The 23,229-nt window shown below is 59.9% G+C and carries 21 protein-coding genes; 16 read left to right on the plus strand and 5 right to left on the minus strand.

Features of this window, described 5'->3' with window-relative positions:
- Positions 1-41: 41 nt before the first annotated feature.
- A complete protein-coding gene (locus CK498_RS09475; protein WP_095620613.1) occupies positions 42-770 on the plus strand; it encodes a GntR family transcriptional regulator in 729 nt (242 codons plus the stop codon).
- A 3-nt stretch (positions 771-773) separates the two neighbouring features.
- Here the strand turns inward: CK498_RS09475 and CK498_RS09480 are convergent, their stop codons facing one another.
- Positions 774-1,499 (minus strand): FCD domain-containing protein, encoded by a 726-nt coding sequence (locus CK498_RS09480; protein ID WP_217987739.1) that lies wholly within the window; start codon positions 1,497-1,499, stop codon positions 774-776.
- Positions 1,500-1,715: 216 nt separating this feature from the next.
- On the opposite strand from CK498_RS09480, the gene CK498_RS09485 reads away from it, so the two are divergent.
- From CK498_RS09485 to CK498_RS09535, 11 genes are all read left to right on the plus strand, one after another.
- Entirely contained in the window at positions 1,716-2,795 is a 1,080-nt protein-coding gene (locus tag CK498_RS09485) for an AbrB family transcriptional regulator (RefSeq protein ID WP_217987740.1), read from the plus strand.
- A gap of 74 nt (positions 2,796-2,869) precedes the next feature.
- The gene (locus CK498_RS09490) at positions 2,870-4,219 is read left to right on the plus strand and encodes an MmgE/PrpD family protein (protein ID WP_095620615.1); all 1,350 of its coding nucleotides are present in this window, start codon (positions 2,870-2,872) and stop codon (positions 4,217-4,219) included.
- A gap of 44 nt (positions 4,220-4,263) precedes the next feature.
- Complete coding sequence (locus tag CK498_RS09495; protein ID WP_095620616.1) at positions 4,264-5,355, plus strand: isocitrate/isopropylmalate dehydrogenase family protein; 1,092 nt, start codon at positions 4,264-4,266, stop codon at positions 5,353-5,355.
- A complete protein-coding gene (locus tag CK498_RS09500; protein WP_095620617.1) occupies positions 5,348-6,442 on the plus strand; it encodes a tartrate dehydrogenase in 1,095 nt (364 codons plus the stop codon). Before CK498_RS09495 ends, CK498_RS09500 begins: the two co-directional genes overlap by 8 nt.
- A gap of 169 nt (positions 6,443-6,611) precedes the next feature.
- Positions 6,612-7,622, plus strand: a complete 1,011-nt coding sequence (locus CK498_RS09505; RefSeq protein ID WP_095620618.1) for a Bug family tripartite tricarboxylate transporter substrate binding protein — start codon at positions 6,612-6,614, stop codon at positions 7,620-7,622.
- Between the two features lie 74 nt (positions 7,623-7,696).
- Positions 7,697-8,203, plus strand: coding sequence for a tripartite tricarboxylate transporter TctB family protein (locus CK498_RS09510; RefSeq protein WP_095620619.1), 507 nt, complete (start codon positions 7,697-7,699; stop codon positions 8,201-8,203).
- A gap of 8 nt (positions 8,204-8,211) precedes the next feature.
- Positions 8,212-9,726 carry a tripartite tricarboxylate transporter permease gene (locus CK498_RS09515; protein WP_095620620.1) on the plus strand — a complete coding sequence of 505 codons (1,515 nt, stop codon included), beginning with the start codon at positions 8,212-8,214 and terminating at the stop codon, positions 9,724-9,726.
- Between the two features lie 156 nt (positions 9,727-9,882).
- Positions 9,883-11,454 carry a rhodanese-like domain-containing protein gene (locus CK498_RS09520; RefSeq protein WP_095620621.1) on the plus strand — a complete coding sequence of 524 codons (1,572 nt, stop codon included), beginning with the start codon at positions 9,883-9,885 and terminating at the stop codon, positions 11,452-11,454.
- Positions 11,455-11,821: 367 nt separating this feature from the next.
- A complete protein-coding gene (locus CK498_RS09525; RefSeq protein WP_095620622.1) occupies positions 11,822-12,730 on the plus strand; it encodes a dihydrodipicolinate synthase family protein in 909 nt (302 codons plus the stop codon).
- 16 nt (positions 12,731-12,746) lie between these two features.
- Positions 12,747-13,931 carry an alpha-hydroxy acid oxidase gene (locus tag CK498_RS09530; RefSeq protein ID WP_095620623.1) on the plus strand — a complete coding sequence of 395 codons (1,185 nt, stop codon included), beginning with the start codon at positions 12,747-12,749 and terminating at the stop codon, positions 13,929-13,931.
- A 31-nt stretch (positions 13,932-13,962) separates the two neighbouring features.
- A complete protein-coding gene (locus CK498_RS09535) occupies positions 13,963-15,114 on the plus strand; it encodes a mandelate racemase/muconate lactonizing enzyme family protein (RefSeq protein WP_095620624.1) in 1,152 nt (383 codons plus the stop codon).
- Between the two features lie 7 nt (positions 15,115-15,121).
- Here the strand turns inward: CK498_RS09535 and CK498_RS09540 are convergent, their stop codons facing one another.
- From CK498_RS09540 to serA, 4 genes are all read right to left on the minus strand, one after another.
- Positions 15,122-15,355 carry a hypothetical protein gene (locus CK498_RS09540; protein ID WP_141246934.1) on the minus strand — a complete coding sequence of 78 codons (234 nt, stop codon included), beginning with the start codon at positions 15,353-15,355 and terminating at the stop codon, positions 15,122-15,124.
- Between the two features lie 95 nt (positions 15,356-15,450).
- A complete protein-coding gene (locus tag CK498_RS09545; RefSeq protein ID WP_095620626.1) occupies positions 15,451-16,338 on the minus strand; it encodes a DMT family transporter in 888 nt (295 codons plus the stop codon).
- 175 nt (positions 16,339-16,513) lie between these two features.
- On the minus strand, positions 16,514-17,479 hold the full coding sequence (gene trhO / locus CK498_RS09550; protein ID WP_095620627.1) for an oxygen-dependent tRNA uridine(34) hydroxylase TrhO: 966 nt from the start codon (positions 17,477-17,479) through the stop codon (positions 16,514-16,516).
- 173 nt (positions 17,480-17,652) lie between these two features.
- On the minus strand, positions 17,653-18,903 hold the full coding sequence (gene serA / locus CK498_RS09555; RefSeq protein ID WP_095620628.1) for a phosphoglycerate dehydrogenase: 1,251 nt from the start codon (positions 18,901-18,903) through the stop codon (positions 17,653-17,655).
- 244 nt (positions 18,904-19,147) lie between these two features.
- Here serA and CK498_RS09560 point away from each other — a divergent pair, with 244 nt between their 5' ends.
- The 4 genes from CK498_RS09560 to tssB all read left to right on the plus strand — a co-directional run bounded on the left by CK498_RS09560 (position 19,148) and on the right by tssB (position 23,184).
- Positions 19,148-19,411: an exodeoxyribonuclease VII small subunit gene (locus CK498_RS09560; RefSeq protein ID WP_324615517.1), complete on the plus strand. Its 264-nt coding sequence runs from the start codon at positions 19,148-19,150 to the stop codon at positions 19,409-19,411.
- Positions 19,408-20,289 (plus strand): polyprenyl synthetase family protein, encoded by an 882-nt coding sequence (locus tag CK498_RS09565; RefSeq protein WP_095620629.1) that lies wholly within the window; start codon positions 19,408-19,410, stop codon positions 20,287-20,289. The genes CK498_RS09560 and CK498_RS09565 overlap by 4 nt, the downstream gene beginning before the upstream one ends.
- Positions 20,290-20,301: 12 nt before the next feature.
- A complete protein-coding gene (gene dxs, locus CK498_RS09570; RefSeq protein ID WP_095620630.1) occupies positions 20,302-22,227 on the plus strand; it encodes a 1-deoxy-D-xylulose-5-phosphate synthase in 1,926 nt (641 codons plus the stop codon).
- A 441-nt stretch (positions 22,228-22,668) separates the two neighbouring features.
- The gene (gene tssB / locus CK498_RS09575; RefSeq protein WP_095620631.1) at positions 22,669-23,184 is read left to right on the plus strand and encodes a type VI secretion system contractile sheath small subunit; all 516 of its coding nucleotides are present in this window, start codon (positions 22,669-22,671) and stop codon (positions 23,182-23,184) included.
- Positions 23,185-23,229 lie beyond the last annotated feature (45 nt).

Consider the following 23,229-nt stretch of genomic DNA (forward strand, 5'->3'; position numbering starts at 1 on the left):
ATTGTGCACTGTCGACCAAATGACCTTTCAGTGGTGACCATATGGCGCTCTCGACGGATAGACCTAAAGTTGCTAAGACACCGGCGAATCGGACCATACGTGCTCCGTCTCTTACCGAGTTGGCCTTTCGAGAGATCGAGGGGATGATTATTACCGGCGAGCTGGAGACTGGCGAGCGGATCAATGACTCGCAGCTTGCTAAGCGTTTTGGGATCAGCCGTGGGCCGGTCCGCGAGGCGATCGGGCGCCTAGCTGCCGCGGGGCTTGTAGAGATGATCCAGAATCGTGGCGCCTACGTCCGAGTGATCGATGTCGAGGACGCACTGGAGATCTATGACATTCGTGCAGCCCTTGAGCGCGCCGGGGTGGCGGGCGCTGCACGAAACATGTCCCCCGAGTTATTGGCGCGCTTGCGTGAGCAGGTTGCTACCATGGATCGCTGCGAGCAGGAGGGCGATCGCGAGGGTTATTTTGATAGCAACCTGCAGTTCCATCGTATTATCCATGAGGCGGCTGGCAATGCTCGCTTGCTCGAGCTCTGCGAACGCTTTGCTCGGGAGCTCAAGTTGTTCCGCCACCTCTCGCTCATTACCGCCGGTATCCACCAGTCTAATCAAGAACATCATCAGATCTTGGCTGCGCTAGAGGAAGGCGATGCCAATAAGGCGGCTGATGCGATGGAAGCTCATGTTTGGCAAGCAAAAGCGCGCTTGGTGGCGTTGGCGGAGAGTCTAAAGGGCAAGCCTCACGATCTGAGAGCCCCCCACTAGCTGCTAGCTGTAAGGTTCTAGATGATCAAAACTCTTTCCTCTGCTAGTGGCCAGAGAGTGTTTGGCCGCGCCGCCTAGGGCTCGACGCTGACCGGCCTCGACGTGTCCTGCCATCGCCTTGAAGGCACGCTGGGGATTGCGAGCCTCAAGCGCGGCGACTATGTCTCGGTGCTCGCGGTTGGAGTCAAGCATACCGTCGCCGCTGACCAGCCCGCGTGAACGGAATAAATGTAGTTGTCGCACCAGATCATGGTAGGTCGCAAGCAGCCTTTGGTTGCCAGTCGCAGACACCAGGAAGTCGTGGAAGGTCAGGTTCGGTGCATAATACCGATCAAAGTCGTTAGCTTGTGCCGCCGCCTCCATCTGCCCAACTAGCCGCTTCAGGTAGGCCAGTTGGGTATCGTCTATATGATGGGCCAATAGCATCCCAGCATAGCCAAATATACCCGCTCGCATCTCGTAGACTTCGCGTGCTTCTTCCTCGCTAATCACTCGAATAAAGACGCCCCTGTTGGGTACCAGCTGCACTAGTCCCATGGCTGATAGGGATCGACAAGCTTCTCGGACAGGGCCACGGCTGATGCCCAGTTGGTTGGCCAGAGCGTTCTCGTTGATGCGCTCCCCCGGCATGAATTGGCCACCAAGGATCATGCGCTCAATTTCATTCTGGGCAAGGTTAGTAAGCGAGTGGGCCTGCAGCGGGCCGTTTGCGGGGGCTATGTTGTTCACGGTTGTTGCTCTCGGGCTGTTAACTGTAAGCAATCTTCTATTAAGACTTTAGCATAATTTTCACCGTCGTTACAGCCAAACAGACAAGAGTGTTAGTGACGGGCGACTGAATATTGTTGACAGTTTACGGCAGGCGTGGTTCCTTGTGGCAATAATATTACGTGCGACCGGTAGACCCGGTGCATCACCAAGATCGAGAAGACTCGTGATACGCCCATGATCAACAGCGCTCCATCAGATACCAAGCGTCAGCGGATTGACATGGTCTTGGCCATAGTGATCGGCACGATGGGCGGTGCAGTGGCGAGTGCTTTGGGTGTGCCGCTGCCTTGGATGCTAGGGCCGTTCCTTGCATGTGCAGCGTCTTCGATCACCGGGCTCAGGCTAACGGGATTGCCAAAGGGTCGTGAGATAGGGCAAGTGGTGGTTGGGCTGGCGATCGGTATGCGCATGACCACCGCCGCCTTGGCCACCACCCTTACCCTGCTGCCGGCAATGTTTGCTGGCACGCTGTTCGTGGTTGTCATGACCATGCTGGCGGCGCTGCTGTTGATGCCATTGGCGCGGGTCGATGCTCGGACTGCTTTCTTCGCCACGGCGGCCGCGGGCATGGCAGACATGGCTACAGTGGCTCAGCAACGTGGGGGTGACCCAGATGTCGTTTCTCTTATGCATGCAATTCGCGTTGCATCAGTAGTGGCAGTAGTGCCGGTCATGGTAATTGCTTTCGGTGAACCCGGCGTGCTGGTAGAGAGTGCTTCGCAGGCCAGCCACTCGCTGGCAGCTCTGGGGTTGGCGCTTGGATTGGCGCTGGCCACCGCGCTTTTGATTCGCCCGCTGCCGTTTCCAAACCCTTGGTTGGTTGGGCCGATTTTCCTGGGTGCAGCGATGAGTGGCTCGGGCCTACTGACAGTAGCGATCCCTGAACTCCTGATCATACTTGCGCAATGGCTGATTGGAATCTCGCTGGGGTGCAGGTTCAAGCGCACGCTTATGTTTCGTCTACCGAGGGTAGTATTGGCGGCCCTGATAGTATCGGCCTACATGATCGGGGCGTCAGCTGTAGCCGCCTGGATCATGGCGGCATTGAGCGGATTGCCCTATGTGACAAGCTTCCTAGCGCTGGCTCCGGCGGCCGTGACCGAGATGGTGATCACTGCCAAGGTAATGAACCTGGATGCCGAGGTGGTCGCGGCCTTTCACGTGATGCGTATTGCTGTGATCGCCTCAACCATCCTTTTGACCTTCTCCCTGTTCGAACGAATCGAGAGGCGGCTGCGTAGCGCGCTTTGCTAGCGTGGCGTGGCGCCAAATGCGACCGGATACAATGCCACGATGCTGCGTGCCGGCCTAACCAAGAGGAGTAAACCATGTCTCTACGCTCTGATGTAACGTGTGCCCTGGCTGAATGGATCGTTGACTGCGATTTGGAAAAGATACCTGCTGAGGTCCAGCGCGAAGGCGTACGCACCTTTGTGAACTGGCTGGGTTGCGCGGTAGGCGGTGCTAGCCATGAGACAGTCGACCGTGCACTAGCAGCGGTGACGCCATTTTCGGGTCAGCCGACCTCCACGGTGCTGGGCCGGGGTGAAAAACTCGATGCACTGCATGCTGCATTGCTCAACGGCATCACCTCGCATGTGCTCGACTATGACGATACTCACCTAAAGACCATCATCCATCCGGCCGGACCGGTGGCTTCGGCGCTCATGGCGGTGGCCGAGACTCGCCCGGTCTCGGGCCGTGAATTCCTCAACGCACTGATTGTCGGCGTTGAGGTCGAGTGTCGGATTGGTAACTCTGTTTATCCTCACCACTATGACCGCGGCTGGCACATCACCGGTACCGCCGGAGTGTTTGGTGCCGCTGCCGCAGTGGGGCGCCTGCTGGGCCTGAACGTACAGCAGATGACTTGGGCGCTGGGCATCGCCGCTACACAGTCGTCTGGGTTCCGCGAAATGTTTGGCACCATGTGCAAGAGTTTCCATCCAGGCCGCGCCGCCCAAAACGGTGCTTTGGCGGCCTATTTGGCACAGGCCAACTTCGACTCATCTGAGCAGTCAATCGAGGCGCCGCGTGGCTTCGCCAACGTCATGTCGGACAAGCAGGACTATCGGGAAATTCTTGGCGGACTGGGCGAGAGCTGGGAAGCCTGCCTCAACTCTTATAAGCCGTTCGCCTGCGGTATCGTGATCCATCCCACCATCGATGGCTGCATCCAGCTCCGCGAGGAGTTAGGCGACAATGTGGGGAAGATATCGCGTGTTGAACTAGTGGCGCATCCACTGGTGCTGGAACTCACCGGCAAAACCGAGCCTAAGACCGGCCTTGAGGGTAAGTTCAGTGTCTTTCACTCGGCTGCGGCGGCCCTTCTGCGCGGCGATGGCTCACCCACTGCCTTCACCGACGAGGCTGTCACAGATCCCGAGTTGATGGCCATGCGACGTAAGGTCGAGGTAACTACGGACAAGGCCTGCCACGAAGCCTCGGTCACCATAACAGTGACGTTGGAGGGCGGAGAGCGCCTGGAGAAGCACATCGAACGCGCCATCGGTTCGCTCGAGAAACCACTCACCAATGAGCAGATCGACACTAAATTTCGTGGCCAGGCAGTGCTGGTGATCGGCGAGGCAGCCTGTGAAGCGCTGCTCGCACAGGCTTGGACACTGCCCGAGATGGCAAGCGTCGGCAAGCTGGCCGCTACCAGCCTGCCACGTTGAACTCGCCGCGTCACACAACCACGACGATTCGAAAGGAGAGCAGCATGTCACAGCATCACCTCACTCTTGGCGTCCTCAACGGCGACGACATCGGCCATGAAATCGTGCCGGCCTCGGTTCAGGTGGCTCAGGCCGCAGCCGAGCATTGTGGGCTGTCAATCGACTGGAGGCACATGCCCCTGGGGCGCAAAGCCCTCGACGAACTCGGCACCACCATGCCCGAGGGCACCTTGGAAACGCTGGCCACTTTTGATGGCTTCATACTGGGCCCGATAGGCCACCGCGAGTATCCCAAGGTGGACGGTGCGATCAACCCGCACCCCATCCTGCGCAAGAAGTTTGACCTGTTCGCCAACGTGCGGCCGACCCGCTCCTACCCGGATATTGGCTGCATCTACGACGATATCGACCTAGTGATCGTGCGCGAGAACAACGAGGGCTTCCAGCCCGACCGCAATGTGGTCGCTGGTTCGGGCGAGTTTCGACCCACCGAGGAAGTGACCATCTCGGTGCGCGTGATTTCCCGCGAGGGCAGCCGCAAGGTTGCCACTGCGGCCCTTGAGCTGGCGCGTGCCCGCAACAAGCGTCTCACCGTCGTGCACAAGAATACCGTCTACAAGTTGGGATGCGGCATGTTTGTCGAGGAGTGCTATAAGGCGGCGGAGGACTATCCGGATGTGACTGTTGACGAAGCCATCGTTGATACCTTCGCCATGCACTTGATCCGTAATCCTCAGCAGTTCGACGTAGTGGTCACCACCAACATGTTCGGCGACATCCTTACCGACGAGGCCGCCGGCCTGGTGGGCGGATTAGGGATGGCTCCAGGTTTATGCATTGGGCGCGGCGATATCGCGATGGCTCAGGCGACACACGGTTCGGCCCCCGACATTGCCGGCACTGGTCTGGCCAACCCCTATGCAATGATAGAGTCGACACGCATGCTCATTGAGTGGTTAGGGCGGCGTCACGAACTGCCCCAGGCTCAGGCTACAGCCGACCTGATGCGAAAAGGCATCGAGGCGGCGCTCGCTGATCCAGCCAAGCGCACTCCTGACATTCGTGGGACTGGTCGCCTAAGCGACATGGTAGAAGGCATGCTATCTGCCATCGATAAGGAAGCTCGCCATGCGTAATCATCGGATCGCCGCGATTCCGGCGGATGGCATCGGGCCGGAAGTGATTGGGGCCGGTTGCGAGGTGCTGGAGGCCCTAGCGAAGGCCGACGGTGGCTTTTCATTAGATATCGAATGGTTCAACTGGGGCTCAGACTACTATCGTCGGCATGGCGAAATGATGCCTGCCGATGGTGTCGAAAGAGTCAAAGGCTTCGACGCCATATACTTTGGTTCGGTAGGCGACACGGATATTCCCGACGACATTACGTTGTGGGGGCTGCGCCTGGCGATCTGCCAAGGCCTCGATCAGTATGCCAATGTGCGGCCTACGCGGTTGCTTCCAGGTATTTCTGGGCCGTTGAGGCCTGCACTGGGAGGGGCTATTAACTGGCTGATTGTGCGTGAAAACTCAGAAGGTGAGTACGCTGGAGTGGGAGGGCGCGCCCACCACGGGCTGCCGCTAGAAGTTGGTATGGACGTGGCGGTATTCACTAGGGGGGGGATTGAGCGTATAGCACGCTTTGCTTGTGAAGCAGCTATGGGGCGCTCTCGTCGTAAGCTGACGGTAGTCACCAAATCCAACGCACAGCGACATGGCATGGTGATGTGGGATCAGGTGTGCCGCGAGGTGATACGCGATTATCCGAAGCTCGATGTTGACTGGATGCTGGTCGATGCAATGACCACACGTATGGTGCTCGACCCTGGCAGTATCGACACGGTATTGGCTACCAATCTGCATGCTGACATCCTCTCCGACCTTGCGTCGGCGCTTGGCGGCAGTCTAGGCATCGGCGCTACAGGTAACATCAATCCTGAGCGTGACGTACCCTCTATGTTCGAACCGATCCACGGTTCTGCTTTTGATCTGGTGGGCCAAGGAGCGGCCAATCCGATAGGGGCATTTTGGACGGCAAGCCTGATGCTTGAGCACCTGGGCGAGATCAAGGCTGCTGAAAATCTGATGCGGGCAATCGAGTCTGTCACCGGGCGTGATGATGCGGTTTTGCCGCGAGATCTGGGCGGGCAAGCAGGTACCGCATCAGTCACGCAGGCTGTGATCGAACAGCTCCGACAAATATATCTGAATACTGTTGACAGTTGACTGTGGTGGGGCTTACATTCAAAGGGTTAGTGGCTTATGGACATTCTCTGACGCTGATCGACCGATGAGGTTTGTCGTAGTGGCCATCTAGCCATGGTTGAATGGTTAACCAAAAAGCAGAACGCCAGCAGCGACAGTGTCGCCGAATAATCCTTAGGGAGATATCATAATGACAAATTACTCACGCCGAACCGTCTTGAAATTTGCTGCCGCCGGTGCTGCATCAACCGTGCTGACGCCGACTATGCTAATGGCCCAAGGCAACGGTTGGCCGGAGCGACCGCTAAACATGGTGGTACCCTTTGCAACTGGCGGTTATAACGACCGCTTGGCTCGCGCTTTTATTCCATTTCTCCAGGAAGAGCTCGGCCAACCACTAAGTGTTGCTAATCGTCCGGGGGCGGGCACTCAGTTAGGTAACACTTATTTTCTACAGCAGCCAAACGATGGCTATACACTGAAATGCAACTCTGTAGCTCCCTACATTCCGCTGACCATCTTGCTGCAGGATGCACCCTATTCGGCGGAAGATTTCCAGATGATTAACCTGCCGTCAAGGGACTTTACGTTAGCTGCAGCCCCTGGTGACACCGATCTGGAAAGTATGGAGGAAGTTATCTCGCGCCTGCGTCAAGACCCTCGCAGCCTGAGCCTGGGTGTGCAGCCAGCGTCTGCAGACTATCTCAATTTAATGCTAATGCTAGATGCAGCGGGCATCGATAGTTCAGAAATTCGCCTGGTAACGTATGACGGTGGCGGACCAGCCCGCAATGCTGCGGCAGGGGGACATGTCGATGTCGCCTTCGTAGGCGGTGAAGGCTTCTTACCATTGATTGATCGCATCAAACCATTGATGGCGTTCTCTGATAATCGTGTAGATGTCTATCCAGATACTATGTCCTCAGGTGAGCTTTCAGAGTCTATCGGCGAAGAAGTCGAATCAGTAGAAGGTTCTCAGCGCGGGTGGGTTGTCTCCAAGGCCTTTGTTGATGAGCACCCTGACCGTTACGAAATACTGGTTGATGCTATTGAGCGTGCTACTAAGAATCCTGAGTGCATCGAAGCGCTTGAGGAACAGCAGCTGGCCACTACTTGGTATGGTCCGGAACAATCTCAGGAAGATTACTTGGCTAATTTCGAGTCGCTCGAGCGGCATATCGATCTACTTCGCGAATCTTAATGCGTCTGCCCTCTGGCCAGTTTTGGCTAGGGGGCTAGTTTTTATGTTTGCTTTCGGTCGTGGAGTATTCTGCCATGCGAATCGGCAATAATCGTTATACCGTCGATTGGGGGCACTTGCTGGTCGTCACTGTGATCGCGGTCATTTCTGCGGCATACTTGCGTGATACACTTGCCACCTCGACACATGTCAACAACATTCTTTTTGTATTGCCTGCTGTAATCGTAGCGTTGCTGCTTTGTCTTGCAATCCTACCGCAAATTGTACGTCGGGTAGATCCAGTCAAGGGAGCGCGAGAAAAGACCCGGCTAGATGTTAAGCCAGGTGAGCAGGTTACAACCCAAAGTTGGACCGAACTGGGCTGGATAGCGCTCTTAATTGTTTGCTTTGGGACCTATGTCTATTTATTAGATCGTATCGGCTTTGATGTGGCCAGTTGGCTGTTTATTACTTTGGGGTTGTTCATATGCGGTGAGCGTCGCCCATTGCCTTTGATGATTTATCCGCCAATTGCGACCACATTGATTGTCGTCGGCTTTAATGCCCTTATCCCTTATCCTATGTACACGCTGATTTTCTGAGGTCCATTATGATTGATTTAGTCGCTTCCAGCGCGGCATTACAGTTACTGGCCTCCTCTCCTGATGCCTGGCTGTGGGTTATACCTGGGCTAATGATCGGCTTAGTATTTGGCGCTATGCCAGGTATTTCCATTACCATGGCAATGGCAATTTTCTTGCCCGCCACTCTATATATGGATTTCCTGCCGGCTATTATTTTTCTAACTTCAATGTATACTGGTGCAGGATTTGGTGGGTCCGTGCCCGCTATTCTTATGAATATTCCCGGGACGTCATCAGCAGTTGCAACGACTTTTGATGGCTATCCGATGGCTCGAGACGGACGACATAATGAGGCCATGGGGGTTGCGCTGACCTCATCAGTTTTTGGCATGTTGCTAAGTTATTCAGTGCTATTTCTAGTTATTTCACCGCTGGCTGATATTGTACTGGGTATTGGACCGCTTGAGATGCTCGTGATTGCTCTATGGGGCATTCTGCTGCTCGGTTCACTAGCGGGAAAGCATATGACTAGGGGTATATTAGCCGGAATATTTGGTTTAATACTGGGTACCGTGGGAATGAACACAGCCGGCTATATGCGAGGTACTATGGGAGTGCCTTGGCTACTCGACGGTATTCCTGTTGTGCCAGCAATGATGGGGCTGCTGGCTGCTAGCCAGTTATTCAATCTAGTGAACTCTAATTTTCTAGTAGAAGATGAGTCTAAGCGCGGGATTAATGCTGGAAAAATATTTTATGGGTTTAGATTAGCATTCAAGCATCCTATCGTCATTCTCCGTGGTTCTTTCATTGGGGTTTTTATAGGGGCAATACCAGGCGTCGGGTCCTCAATTTCTAATTTGCTTTCATATGCTTATACCAAGCGCGGAGATGACAATCCTGAAACCTTCGGCGAAGGTAATCCCAAGGGTGTTGTAGCTGCAGAAAGTGCCAATTCAAGTTCGGAGGGTGGCGCTATGGCTACCATGTTGGCACTGGGCATCCCTGGGGGAGGAGCGACGGCTATACTGCTAGCGGCTTTTGCCATGCACAATATCGTTGGTGGGCCTAGCTTTATCGCTAATAATCAAGAGATTGTCTATGCGATCTTGTTTTCCAATTTTGCTCAAGGGATTTTGCTGTTAGGAGTCGGTCTCGGTTTTGTATTCGTTGCCAGCTCTGTAGTGAGAGTGCCGCTACGTTATCTAGTTCCAACGGTTCTTTCAGTGGCTTGCTTCGGCGCCTATGCGGTAGATGGAAGTATGGCAGGTCCCATTACTTTATTTGTGTTCTCAGTGATCGGCTGGATGATGGCGCGATACGGTTATCCGGTGGCAGCTGTTGTGGTGGGTTTGCTTTTGGGAGGATTAGTAGAAACACAGCTCTTACGTTCTAACCAGGTGAGTGGTGGTGACTTTACTTATTTGTTTGATCGTCCTGCAGCGATGGCGATTATTGGTGTCATTGTATTCTCAATGGCATTTACTGCTTGGGCCAAGCGTCGTCGTAAACGTCGGGAGCTGACAGCCGCTAGTCGTTAAGCTTTATATTTGTAAGCCGGCGCTCTATTCGGAGGGCCGGCTTTTGTTGTTGATATTTTATTGAGCCTATGATGAAGTTGTGATCTCTCGATACAGATGCTTGCAGTTACAAGTAATTAGTTTTTAAACCATGTCATACAAACCGGAGGTTTATTTATGCTTGCAGTGACACCCCAAGCTCTAAAGCAGTGCTTGGCCACTGTTGGAAAGGAAATCGCCTTGCTTGACATCCGGGAGTTTGGTGAGTATGGCATGGGTCACCCATTTCATGCTGTTAATTTACCTCTAAGCCGACTTGAAATAGGTATCTGGCGTTTGGTGCCACGTCTCTCCACGCCCATTGTAGTAATAGATGAGAAGGATGAAGGGCGTGCCCGTCACGCTATACAGTGCCTAATGCACCTTGGCTATTGCGACGTTTCATGGTTGGAGGGAGGTATTGTAGCTTGGCGGGAAGCGGGCCATGGTGTTTTTTCTGGTGTCAATGTGGTAAGTAAAGCGTTCGGTGAGCTGGTGCATGAGCGCTATCATACCCCGTCGATACATGCCGTTACGTTGGCTGATTGGCAGCAAAGAGGGAGAAGCGTATACGTCATTGACGGTCGACCTATTGACGAGTATCGCAAGATGAACATCCCTAACAGTACTTGTTGCCCTAATGGCGAGTTAGTCAAACGACTCCCGTCGATACTTGATGGTGATACCGCGACCCCTGTAGTGATCAACTGTGCGGGCCGCACCCGCAGTATCATTGGTGCCCAGACTCTGCGATGGTTAGGAATTGAGAATCCTGTTTATGCCCTCGAGAACGGCACCCAAGGCTGGAGGCTAGCAGGTTTCGAGCTCGAACATGGTAGTGAGCGAAATCTTCCACCCCAAATACGAAATGAGTCATCATTTGGTGTTTCGGCACGTCAGCTTGCCGAAGCAAATGGTGCTAGAGCTATTGAAGCCCGGACCGCGCGCTCATGGTTAGATGACAGTCATCGCACTACCTATCTTTTCGACGTGCGCAGCGCTGAAGAGTACTGGAAGGCTAGTGCCGTTGGAGCTATACATGCTCCAGGAGGCCAACTGATCCAAGCCACGGATCAGTGGGTCGGGGTATATCGCTCACGAATTGTACTAATTGATGACGATGAGTGTCGTGCCCCTGTTGTTGCCGCTTGGCTGGCGTTGATGGGTATAGAGGTTGCTTGGCTAAAGGGTGGAAAGTCAGAGTGGACCGAGTTGGCGTCGTCGTACCCACCGATGCAGCCCTTCTCTGCTCCATCCCCTCCGGCTATTACTGATATCGAAACCGCTCTCGATCCACGAACCCTTACGCTGGATGTTAGATCGGCTATGGAATTTCGAAATGGCCACTTACCTGGCTCGCGATGGATTAACCGCGCACTGCTCGAATGCCAACTGGTAGACGTGGATATCACTCACCCGGTAGTGCTTGTCGGCGATGCAGGAAGAGCCGCTTGCTTAGCGCCGGATCTTACAGCAAAGGGGTTCAAGAAAATCGGTTGGCTCAGAGACGATATTGTTTCATGGAAGAAAAGTGGCGTTCGGCTAGAAAGCAGCCCTGATGACCCCAGCGACGCAAGCTGCATAGACTATTTATTTTTCGTCCATGATCGACACGATGGAAACCTAGAAGCATCTCGTCGCTACTTGGCTTGGGAGCTTGGCTTACTTGCACAGTTAGATGCCGATGAGCGCGCTTCTTTTTTGATTTAATAACGAGTGTTGAGTTTTTCGTGTTATCTGCTCTTATGCTGTGGCCACTAAAGTTTTCATTCAAGACGTTAGTGTTGCTTCCAATATATTTATATGTAAGAAAGAATGTCGGTATATGGCTGAAGGTGCCTCGCCGCTTCCAGCGAAGACATCTTTTTCTGTTTTTTACAAGAGTATTCGAATACTAATCGGCGAGCGTTAAGTGATTGATGTATTGTTCAAATGGTATTCTATGCTTCTTATCTAGACTCAGGTTTGACATTGCTGTTTGCGAGGATATAAATTTTTATTCATTTTTCTTCGTGTTTCAGTTTGTTAGTGATAAAGTGGCAGGGCGAGTGTGATAGTAAAGCACGAGGAGACAATAATGAATTCCAGCAGCGCCAGCGGCAAGGTGTGGTCACCAGTAGTAACGCCGTTTCACGAAGACTTGTCCCCCGACCTGCGACGCTATATCGAGCACTGCCAGTGGCTGGTCGACAATGACGTGGGGTTGGCCGTCTTCGGTACCAACTCCGAGGCCAATTCGCTGAGTGTAAGTCACAAGCAGCAGCTGCTCGATGGCCTGGTTGAGGCCGGCATACCGGGCAACCGACTGATGCCGGGTACCGGCAGCTGCGCCATCGAGGATGCCGTGACGCTGAGCCGGCACGCCCTGGAGGCGGGTTGCCACGGCGTGCTGATGCTACCGCCGTTCTACTACAAGAACGTGCCCGATGAGGGGCTTTATCGCTATTTCGCCGAAGTGGTCGAGCGGGTCGGCGATGCGGCGCTCAAGATCTATCTCTACCACATTCCGCCGGTGGCCCAGGTACCGATCAGCCTTGGCCTGATCGAGCGGCTGCGCAAGGCCTATCCCGAGACCTTCGTCGGTATCAAGGACAGTTCCGGCGATTGGGATAACACCCGGACCATGATCCAGCAGTTCGCCGGCGATGGCTTCCAGGTCTACGCCGGCAATGAGCGATTCCTGCTGCAAACCATGCGCGAGGGTGGCGCAGGCTGCATCAGTGCCACCGCCAACGTCAACGGCCGGGCTATCGTAGCGCTGGCCAGGCAGTGGCAGCAGAGCGACGCCGACCAGGCACAGCTGGCGCTGAATGCCACCCGTGAGGTGTTCGAAGGCTTCCCGATGATCCCTGCGCTCAAGTCGGCGATTGCCGACTTCCGCGACAGCGACGACTGGTGCCGGGTGCGCCCGCCGCTGGTGGCGCTGGATGCAGCGCAGCGTCGTCAGCTCGCCACCGTGCTCGATGAGCACGGCTTCTCCATGTGAGTGCAGGAACCCTTCGATGACGCAACGCAACCGCAAGCTGGCCGGTATCCTCAATCTCCACGACTTCGAGGTGGCGGCCAGAAAGAAACTGCCGCGGCCGATCTTCGGCTACGTGTACAACGCCGCCGAGGACCGCAAGACCTATCAGGCCAACCGCAGTGCCTTCGACGACTACCGCTTCGTGCCGCGCACCTTCGTCAATGTCTCGTCGATCTCGCTCGAGACCACGCTGTTCGGTGAGACCCACCAGGCACCCTTCGGCATCGCGCCAATGGGCATCAGCGCCATCTCTGCCTATCGAGGCGACCTGGTGATGGCTCAGGCAGCCAAGCAGGCGGGCATCCCGATGATTCTCAGCGGCACCTCGCTGATTCCCATGGAAGAGGTCGCCGCCCAGGGGGCTACCGATTGGTTCCAGGCCTATCTGCCGGGCACGCCGGATGCCATCGAGGCGCTGATCAAGCGTGTCAAGCGCGCCGGTTTCCAGAACCTGGTGGTGACCCTGGACTACCCGGTGCCCCCCAATCCCGAGCACAATATCCGCAGTGGCTTCTCATCACCGCTCAAGCCCAGTCTGCGGCTGGCGCTGGACGGTCTGCTGCGGCCGCGCTGGCTGCTGGACACCTTCTGTCGCACGCTGCTGCGCCACGGCATGCCGCACTTCGAGAACAACTACGCCCAGCGCGGCGCGCCGATCATCTCGCGGCACGTGGCCCGTGACTTTTCCGGCCGCAGCCACTTCGACTGGGAGTACCTCGACCTGGTGCGCCGGTTGTGGCCGGGGCGCCTGGTGGTCAAGGGCGTGCTGCACCCCGAGGATGCGGTGCGCGCGCGTGATGCCGGGGTCGACGGCATCATCCTCTCCAACCACGGCGGGCGCCAGCTGGACGGCAGCGTCTCGCCGCTGCAGGTGCTGCCGCGGGTGGTGGCCGATGTGCCGGATATCCCGATCATGATCGACAGCGGCTTCCGCCGCGGCAGCGACGTGATCAAGGCGCTGGCGCTGGGGGCCAGCTTCGTATTCCTCGGGCGGCCCTTCAACTATGCCGCGGCCTGCGCCGGCGAGGCCGGGGTGCGCCATGCCGCGACCCTGCTGGCCGATGAGGTGCGCCGCGACATGGCGCTGCTCGGCGTCACCGAGATCGGCGGCCTGAGCCGCGAGCATCTCTACGAGACCAGCCGCCTGGCCCGCGGCGCCTGACCGCAACCAAAAGCCACCAGGAAGCCTTGTCATGCGTATTACCGATATTCGCGCCTCGATCCATGCTCTCAACGTCGATGTGCCCGGCGTCGAGGCGTCGGTGGAGCGCCGCGTGTTCGTGTTCGTCGAGGTCGAGACCGACGCCGGCATTACCGGATTCGGCCTGACCGGCGCCATGCTGCCGGCGGCGGCGGTGGCCTGCATCGAGCATCACCTCAAGCCGGCGCTGCTAGGCATGCCGGCGCTGTCCCGCGAGCGCATCCACGCCCACGTCTGGCGTAAGCTCAATATTCGCGGCTATACCGGGGTGATCTCCAACGCGCTGTCGGCCATCGATATCGCGCTGTGGGATATCTGGGGCAAGCAGGAGCAGCGCTCGGTGCACGAGCTGATCGGTGGCTATCGCGACTGGGCACCGACCTACGCCACCTTCGGCTATCCGTTCTTCGATACCGACCAGCTTGCCGAGCACGCCAAGCGCTTCCTCGCCGATGGCCACCGGATGCTCAAGATGGTGGTGGGCGGCGATCCGTCACGCAGCTGGAAGGATGACGTGGAGCGAGTGCGCTGCGTGCGCGAGGCGATCGGCGGCGCCGCCGACCTGATCATCGACGCCAACTGCTGGTTCGATCCCTTCGAGGCGCGCCAGCTGGCCCAGGCGGTGGCCGACTGCCGGCTGCTGTGGTTCGAGGAGCCGATCCAGCAGAACGACGTGCGCGCGCTGGCCGACTTGCGCAGCCAGGTCAGCATGCCGCTGGCGGTCGGCCAGATGGAGGGTAACCGCTGGCGCTACCGCGAGTTCATCGCCGAGCGGGCGGTGGACATCATCCAGCCCAACGTGATCTACAACGGTGGCTTCACCGAGTCGATCAAGGTGGCGCACATGGCTCAAGCCTTCAATATGCCGATGACCAACGGCGGCGGCTGGCCGATCTTCAACATGCACCTGCTGTGCGGCTTGATGAACGGCGGCGCGGTGGAGTTCCACTACGGCATCTGGCAGGTCGGCAAGCACTTCTTCCACGGCACTCCCGACCCCGAGAACGGTCGCATGCAGCTGTCAGGGGCGCCGGGGCTCGGCTTCACACCCAACTACGACGCGCTCGAGGCGGCGCGTCTCGATGCAACCCAGCTCGCCACCTCGAGCAGCCACGATGCCCACGGCTATCGCCTGAGGGGCTGAGCGCGGCTCACTGCTCGATACCGTTCTCCTTGAGCTTCGTGGCCAGGCGGTTGGCGACGCGATCCATCTGCCAGGGGTCGACGCCGGGCAGCATGCGCCGGGCCTCGGCGAATAGCGTGGCGGCCTTGGTGTGGCGGCCGGAGTAGATCAGCATGATCAGCGTGCCTTCGATCTGCTTCTCGGTATGGGCCGGCTCGTTATGCTTGTCGCGGCGTCCACCGCTGCTACGGGAAATTCTCACGGGCTGATTCTCACGGGGATTCGGCGCACGCCTCTCAAGCGGGCGTTTGATCATGCATTATGGGCAATAATGCCTGCCGGGTCATCCTCTCGAGGCTAGCGCGGCGGGGCGGCCAGCCGCGCCAGGCGGTCGCCGAACAGATAGGCACCCAGTGCGGTCAGGATCAGCAGCGCGCCGACCACCATCGACGGCGATGGCTGTTCGGCGTTGAAGGCCATGCCCAGGCCCAGCGCCAGCACCGGGGTGATCAGCGTCACCAGGGCGACCGTAGCGGCGCTCAGCCGTGACAGGATCAGGTAGTAGCATAGAAAGCCCAGCAGCGAGCCGAATACCCCGAGGTAAAGCACCGACCAGAGTCCGCGCTGGCTCAGTGGCACCATGAGCGGCTCGCCGCTGGCCAGCCACAGCGCCGCGAAACACGGCATGCTCAGCAACAGCGCACCGACGGTCTGGTTGAGCGGGTGCAGGCCGGCGGCAACGCGTTGCACGGCGATGCCGCTGCCGCTGAACAGCGTCACCGCGACGACCATCAGCGCCAGGGCGCCGAGTTGCTGGCGGCCGACCTGTAGCGAGTCGGCGAAGATCACCGCCAGCCCGACCACCCCCAGCACGCAGCCGATCCAGTGCCAGCGGGCCAGCTTGTTGGCGCCGGGCAGCAGCTGCAGCATCAGCCCCGAGAGCAGCGGGGCCAGGCCGAACATCACCGACATCAGCCCCGAGGCGAGGGTCTGGGAGGCGTGATAGCTCAGCGCCATGGCGCCGAACACCCCGGGCACTGCCGCGACATAGCTGGCCAGGGCGCGCTTGGAGAGGCTCAGGCGCCGGCCGCTGGCGTAGAGGATCGCCAGCCCCAGCAGCACCGCAATCGCCATGCGCAGCCACACGCTGCCCACCGGCGCGCCGGCCTCGGCGCTCCACTTGATGGCCAGCGGCGTGGTGGCCCACACCAGTACCACGATGAGATAGGCCGCTGAGGTGGGCATGGCATCCGTCCTTGGTAAGCTGGGCCGGCGGGATATGCTGCGCAGCAATACGCGTCACAGCAGTGAATCCTCCCGGGGGATGTTATCAGCATAACAAAAACCGCCGCCCTTTGATGGGGCGGAAGGACGGAGTCAGTGCCGAGCGGTGATAGCCATAGAGTGTGAGGGTGTCCGCTCAGCGCTCGGTGACGGCATTCTTCATGGTGCGCGGGTCGCGGCCGATTGGATGGGGCTCGCCGCGGGCCTTGGCCAGATCGATCTGGCGCTGGCGCTCACGGGCGGCGGCGCGGGTCTTCTCCGGCAGCGAATCGATGCAGTGCGGGCAGCTCACCCCGGGCTCATAGGCGGCGGAGCGCATCTCCTCGACGGACACCGGCATGCGGCAGGCGTGGCACTGCTCGTAGTCGCCCTCGCTGAGGTCGTGGCGCACGGTGACGCGGTTGTCGAACACGAAGCACTCGCCGCGCCACAGCGACTGCGCCTCGGGCACCTTCTCGAGGTAGTTCAGCACCCCGCCCTTGAGGTGGTAGACCTCCTCGAAGCCCTCCTTGAGCATGAAGCTCGAGGCCTTCTCGCAGCGGATGCCGCCGGTGCAGAACATCGCCACCTTCTTGTGGCGGGCCGGATCGTAGTGCTGGCGCACGTAGTCGGGAAACTCGCGGAAGGTGGTGGTGCGAGGATCGATGGCGCCCGCGAAGCTGCCGATGGCGACCTCATAGTCGTTGCGGGTATCGATCACCAGCACCTCGGGGTCGCTGATCACCTCGTTCCACTGCTCGGGCTCGACATAGGTGCCTACCGTATCGTTGGGGTCGATATCGGGCACGCCGATGGTGACGATCTCGCGCTTCAGCTTGACCTTGGTGCGGTAGAAGGGCGGCTCGTCGCAGTACGATTCCTTGTGATCGATATCGGTCAGGCGCGGGTCGGCGGTGAGCCAGGCGAGCAGGGCATCGATGGCCTCGCGGCTGCCGGCCACGGTGCCGTTGATGCCTTCGCGGGCCAGTAGCAGGGTGCCCTTGACCCCGTGCGCGAGCATGGTCTGACGCAGCGGCTCGCGGAGTGCCTCGAAATCATCCAGGGTGACGAACTTGTACAACGCCGCGACCACGATCCGCGGCGAATCGACGCTTTCTTGCATGCTTGGCTCCTGGTTGTCGCCCTCGCAAAGGGCGGACCATGGGTTGAGGCGGGCATTCTACGACAGCACCACGGGCGCTGCATCTCCTGCTGGCTGATCCAGGTCAAGCCGATACAAGAAGGCCTCGTCACCGGTGGTGACGAGGCCAGGTTGAGCCTCGAGCAGCGGCTGGCTCAATCCTCGAAGTTGGTCTCCGAGTAGAGCACGCGCACGCGCAGGGTATGCTCGACCTGCTTGAGCGCCTTGAGTGCCTGGGGGCCGTAGGCCTTGTCGACGTCGATCACCACATAGCCGACCTTCTCGTTGGTCTGCAGGTACTGGCCGGAGATGTTGATGCCGTTCTCCGACAGCACGCGGTTGATCTCGGACAGCACCCCGGGCACGTTGTCGTGAATGTGCAGCAGGCGGTGCTTGTCCGGATGTGCGGGCAGTGCCACCTCGGGGAAGTTCACCGAAGTCACGGTGGTGCCGTTGTCGGAGTAGGTGATCAGCTTCTCGGAGACCTCGACGCCGATGTTCTCCTGAGCTTCGAGGGTCGAGCCGCCGACGTGGGGCGTGAGGATCACGTTGGCGATACCGCGCAGCGGACTCTCGAACTCCTCGTTGTTGCCCTTGGGTTCGACCGGGAAGACGTCGATGGCCGCACCCAGCAGCTTGCCGGCCTTGAGCGCTTCGGCAAGCTCCTCGATCACCACCACGCTGCCGCGCGAGGCGTTGATCAGGATGCCGCCCTGCTTCATCAGCGCGATCTGCTCACGGCCGATCATCCACTTGGTCGAGGGCAGCTCGGGGACGTGCAGGCTGACCACGTCGGCGCGCGCCAGCAGCTCCTCGAGGCTGGCCACCTGGCGGGCGTTGCCCATGCCCAGTTTGGTCACCACGTCGTAGTAGATGACGTCGAAACCCAGCGACTCGGCGAGCACCGAGAGCTGGGCGCCGATGCTGCCGTAGCCGACGATGCCCAGGGTCTTGCCGCGCGCCTCGTGGGAGTTCTTGGCCGACTTCAGCCAGCCGCCCTGGTGGGCGCGGGCGCTCTTCTCGGGGATGCCGCGCAGCAGCATGATCGCCTCGGCCAGCACCAGCTCGGCCACCGAGCGGGTGTTGGAGTAGGGCGCATTGAATACCGGGATACCGCGGGTCAGCGCCGCACCAAGGTCGACCTGGTTGGTACCGATGCAGAAGCAGCCCACCGCGGCGAGCTTCTCGGCGGCATCGAACACCCGCTGGGTCAGTTGGGTGCGTGAGCGAATGCCGAGGAAGTGGACGTCGCGGATCTTGTCGATCAGCGTGTCCTCGTCCAGCGAGGTCGACAGGTGCTCGATGTTGGTGTAACCGGCGTTGAGAAGGTTGTCCACTGCACTCTGGTGGACGCCCTCGAGCAGCAGAATCTTGATCTTGCTCTTGTCCAGGGAGGTTTTGGCCATCGTCGAATCAACCCTTTGTGCGGCGCAGCCGCTTGCTATCGGTATCGTGGTGAGCCTGTTGCAACAGGGTCGCTATCCTAGCACAGCAGGCCCGCGCCTCGGCCGGTGGCAGCGATGAAAATCCTGCGCCGTTACTATGAGCGGGCTGCATGTAGCGGCTGGCATAACCTGGGGCAGACGACCCCGGGGGTGGAGCGTGTATACTGTGGCATCATTTTCCCACGTGCGAAGAGCAACATACGCCATGGTCGATAGCCCGGCTGACATGCCTCCGGCGCCGCAGGATTTCGCCGCCACCCTCGAACGCCTCGAAGCGCTGGTCGCCCAACTCGAGTCCGGCTCGCTGTCGCTGGAAGACTCGCTGGCCGCCTTCGAGCAGGGCGTGGGCCTGACCCGCGATGCCCAGCAGCGCCTCGACGCCGCCGAACTCAGGGTACGCCAGTTGATCGAGCAGCCCGCCGGCGAGCTTGGTGAAGCACCGTTCGACGCCGAGGGCCCGGCGCAGTGACGGCACCGCTGGCGCTGCGTCTCGTCGAGGACCGCAAGCGGGTCGATGGCTGCCTCGAGGCCCTGTGGCAAGCGCGGCCGTCGGTCGAGCCACGCCTCGAGGCGGCCATGCGCTACGCTGTACTGGGCGGCGGCAAGCGGCTGCGCCCGGTGCTGGTGTATGCCGCCGGGCGTGCCCTGGGGGCGACCGATGCCGAACTCGATGCACCGGCGGTGGCGATCGAGCTGATTCACGCCTATTCGCTGGCGCACGACGACCTGCCGGCGATGGACGATGATGACCTGCGCCGCGGCCAGCCCACGCTACACAAGGCTTTCGACGAGGCCACCGCGATCCTCGCCGGCGATGCCCTGCAGGCGTTGGCCTTCGAGGTGCTGGCAGGTACCCGGCATGCGCGTCTCGCCGCCTTGGTGGCTACCCTGGCCAGCGCCGCAGGGCGTCAGGGCATGGTCGCCGGCCAGGCGCTGGATCTGGCGGCGGTGGGTGGGCAGCCCGATGTCGCCGCGCTGGCGCATATGCACCGCCACAAGACCGGGGCGCTGATTAGCGCCGCGCTGCGCCTGGGGGGAGTGATTGCTGTCGCCGAGGACGATCCGCGGCTGGCAGCGTTGGCGGCCTATGGCGATGCCATCGGCCTGGCCTTTCAGATTCACGACGATGTGCTCGACGTCATCGGCGATACCCAGGTGCTGGGCAAGACCTCCGGCGCCGACGCCGCACGCGACAAGCCGACTTACCCGAGCCTGCTCGGCCTCGATGGCGCCCGCGCCAAGGCCGACGGGCTGCTCGATGACGCCCTGGCGGCGCTGGTGCCGCTCGGTGAGCGTGGCACGGTGCTTGCCGAGCTGGCTCGCTACATGATCGAGCGCGACCACTGACGACGGTACTCCATGAAGCTGTTCGACGAAATTCCCGCCGAGCGCCCGGCCACGCCGCTGCTCGACACGCTCGACACCCCGGCCGGGCTGCGCGCCATGAGCCCGGCCCAACTGGTCCAGGTGGCCGATGAGCTGCGCGCCTATCTGCTCTACAGCGTGGGTTGCAGCGGGGGGCACTTCGGCGCCGGGCTCGGCGTTGTCGAGCTGACCGTGGCGCTGCACCACGCCCTCAGCACGCCGCATGACCGGCTGGTGTGGGACGTTGGTCACCAGGCCTACCCGCACAAGATCCTTACCGGGCGTCGCGAAGCGATGCTCGGCATTCGCCAATATGGCGGCCTGGCGGCGTTTCCGCGCCGCGCCGAGTCGGAGTACGACACCTTCGGCGTGGGCCACTCCAGCACCTCGATCTCCGCGGCGCTGGGCATGGCCCTGGCCGCTCGCGTTCGCGGCGAGCGGCGGCGGGTGTGTGCGGTGATCGGCGATGGAGCGTTGACCGCCGGCATGGCCTTCGAGGCGCTGGCCCACGCCGGCCACGTCGATGCCAACCTGCTGGTGGTGCTCAACGACAACGAGATGTCGATCTCCGAGAACGTCGGCGGTATTGCCAGCTACCTGGCGCGGATCCTCGCCAGCAAGCCCTATACTGCGATGCGCGAAAACAGCAAGCGGGTGCTGTCGCATCTTCCCGGTGCGCTGGAACTGGCGCGGCGCACCGAAGAGCACATGAAGGGCATGATCAGCCCCGCCACGCTGTTCGAGGAGATGGGCTTCAACTATATCGGGCCCATCGATGGCCACGACCTCGACGCCCTGACCCATGCGCTGAACAATATGCGCGACCTCGACGGCCCGCAGTTCCTGCACGTCAAGACCCGCAAGGGGCGTGGCTTCCAGCCCGCCGAGGCCGACCCCATCGGCTACCACGCCATCACCAAGCTGGAGAAGCGCGATCCGGCGCCGCTGGCACCGGCCCAGACCCAGCAAGCGACGCCACGCAACGACGTAATACGTGCCAAACCGCGCAAGTATTGCAACGTCTTCGGTGACTGGATCTGCGATATGGCCGCCACCGACGAGCGGCTGATCGGCATTACTCCGGCGATGCGCGAAGGCTCCGACCTGGTCCGCTTCTCGCAGGTGTATCCCGAGCGCTACTTCGATGTCGCAATAGCCGAGCAGCACGCCGTGACCATGGCCGCCGGGATGGCCTGCGAGGGCGCCAAGCCGGTGGTGGCGATCTACTCGACCTTCCTGCAGCGCGGCTACGACCAACTGATTCACGACGTGGCGGTGCAGCACCTCGATGTGACCTTCGCCATCGACCGCGCTGGCTTGGTCGGCGAGGACGGCCCCACCCACCACGGCAGCATGGATCTCTCTTATCTACGCTGCGTGCCGGGCATGGTGATCCTGGCGCCGGCCGACGAGGCCGAGTGCCGCGCCATGCTCAGCGCCGCCTATCGCCACCCTGGCCCGGCGGCGGTACGCTACCCGCGTGGTACCGGTCCCGGCAGCGAGATCCCCGAGCACCTCGAGCCGCTCGCTATCGGTCAGGCCGAACGGCGGCGCCAGGGGCAGGGTGTGGCGCTGCTGGCGTTTGGCAGTCTCAATGGCCCGGCCGCCGAGGTCGCCGAGCGGCTCGATGCCAGCCACCTCAACATGCGCTCGGTCAAGCCGCTGGACCGCAACGCCGTACTGGCCGCGGCCCGCGACCACGACCTGCTGGTGACCCTGGAGGAGAACGTGGTGGCTGGCGGCGCCGGCAGCGCGGTCAATGAGCTGCTGGCCGCCGAGGGCGTGGCGGTCGAGATACTTAATCTCGGCCTGCCCGACGCCTTCGTTGAACACGGCAAGCCCGGCGAACTGCTCGCCGAGTGCGGGCTCGACGCAGCGGGTATCGAGGCGTCGATTCGGCGACGTCTGACGGGCAGCTAGTCCATCTCTCTCATAACGTCTTGCGTGGCATAGCAACGCCCCGGCCCTCGGTCGGGGCGTTCTTTTTAGCACGCAAGGGTCTGAAGTTATTGTTTTTAGTTATCTAAAGCGCCAATAGCATTTCCCTACGCTTCTCGTGAGGCGACGTTATGGATGAGGTCAGGCGAGGAAATTGCCGTCATTTTATGTAAGACATATCTGACATTTAATGTAGTCAGTGGTGGTGTCGTGAGGGCGATGAACGCTGAAAAATTCAGCCAAATTCCGGCAAGATTGGCGATCACAAGAGCAATATCGCCTATCGTGCATCCACTTGTTTCTCGTCGGTATCCCTTGGCCGGCCAGTACCCCCTCTGGATTCCCCGGTTGCGTCTGCCTACCCTCGCGCCCTCGATACTAAGATCATTCGATCATTCAGGATTCACCGCAGAGGGTCGCAGCATGGCGAAGGAAGGGACCGTCGCGCCGAAAGAGCGCATCAATATCAAGTACGTGCCTGCCACCGGCGATCAGCAGGCCGAAACCGAGCTGCCGCTGAAGCTACTGGTGGTCGGCGACTTCAAGGGCGGTGCCGAAGAGACGCCGATCGAAGAGCGCGATGCGGTCTCGGTCGACAAGAACAACTTCCAGTCAGTGATGCGCGAGGCCGGGCTTGGCCTGCAGGCCAGCGTACCCAATCGTCTCACCGATGGTGACGACGCCGCCGACCTGGCGGTGGATCTCGAATTCAAGTCGCTCAGCGACTTTGCCCCGGACAGCGTGGCCCGCCAGGTACCCGAGTTGCGCAAGCTGGTCGAGCTGCGCGAGGCACTGGTAGCCCTCAAGGGGCCGCTGGGCAACGTGCCGGCGTTCCGCGACCGGCTGCAGAAGCTGCTGGAGAGCGAAGACGCGCGCCAGCAGCTGCTCGCCGAACTCGAGCTGCTCGACGGCGATAGCGACGCCAAGGGCGACAGCTGATTTCTCCGCTGGTGCCCTAGGGCGCCGCGGTCATCCATGAATTCG

It is taken from the genome of Halomonas salipaludis (assembly GCF_002286975.1).
GTDB lineage: Bacteria > Pseudomonadota > Gammaproteobacteria > Pseudomonadales > Halomonadaceae > Franzmannia > Franzmannia salipaludis.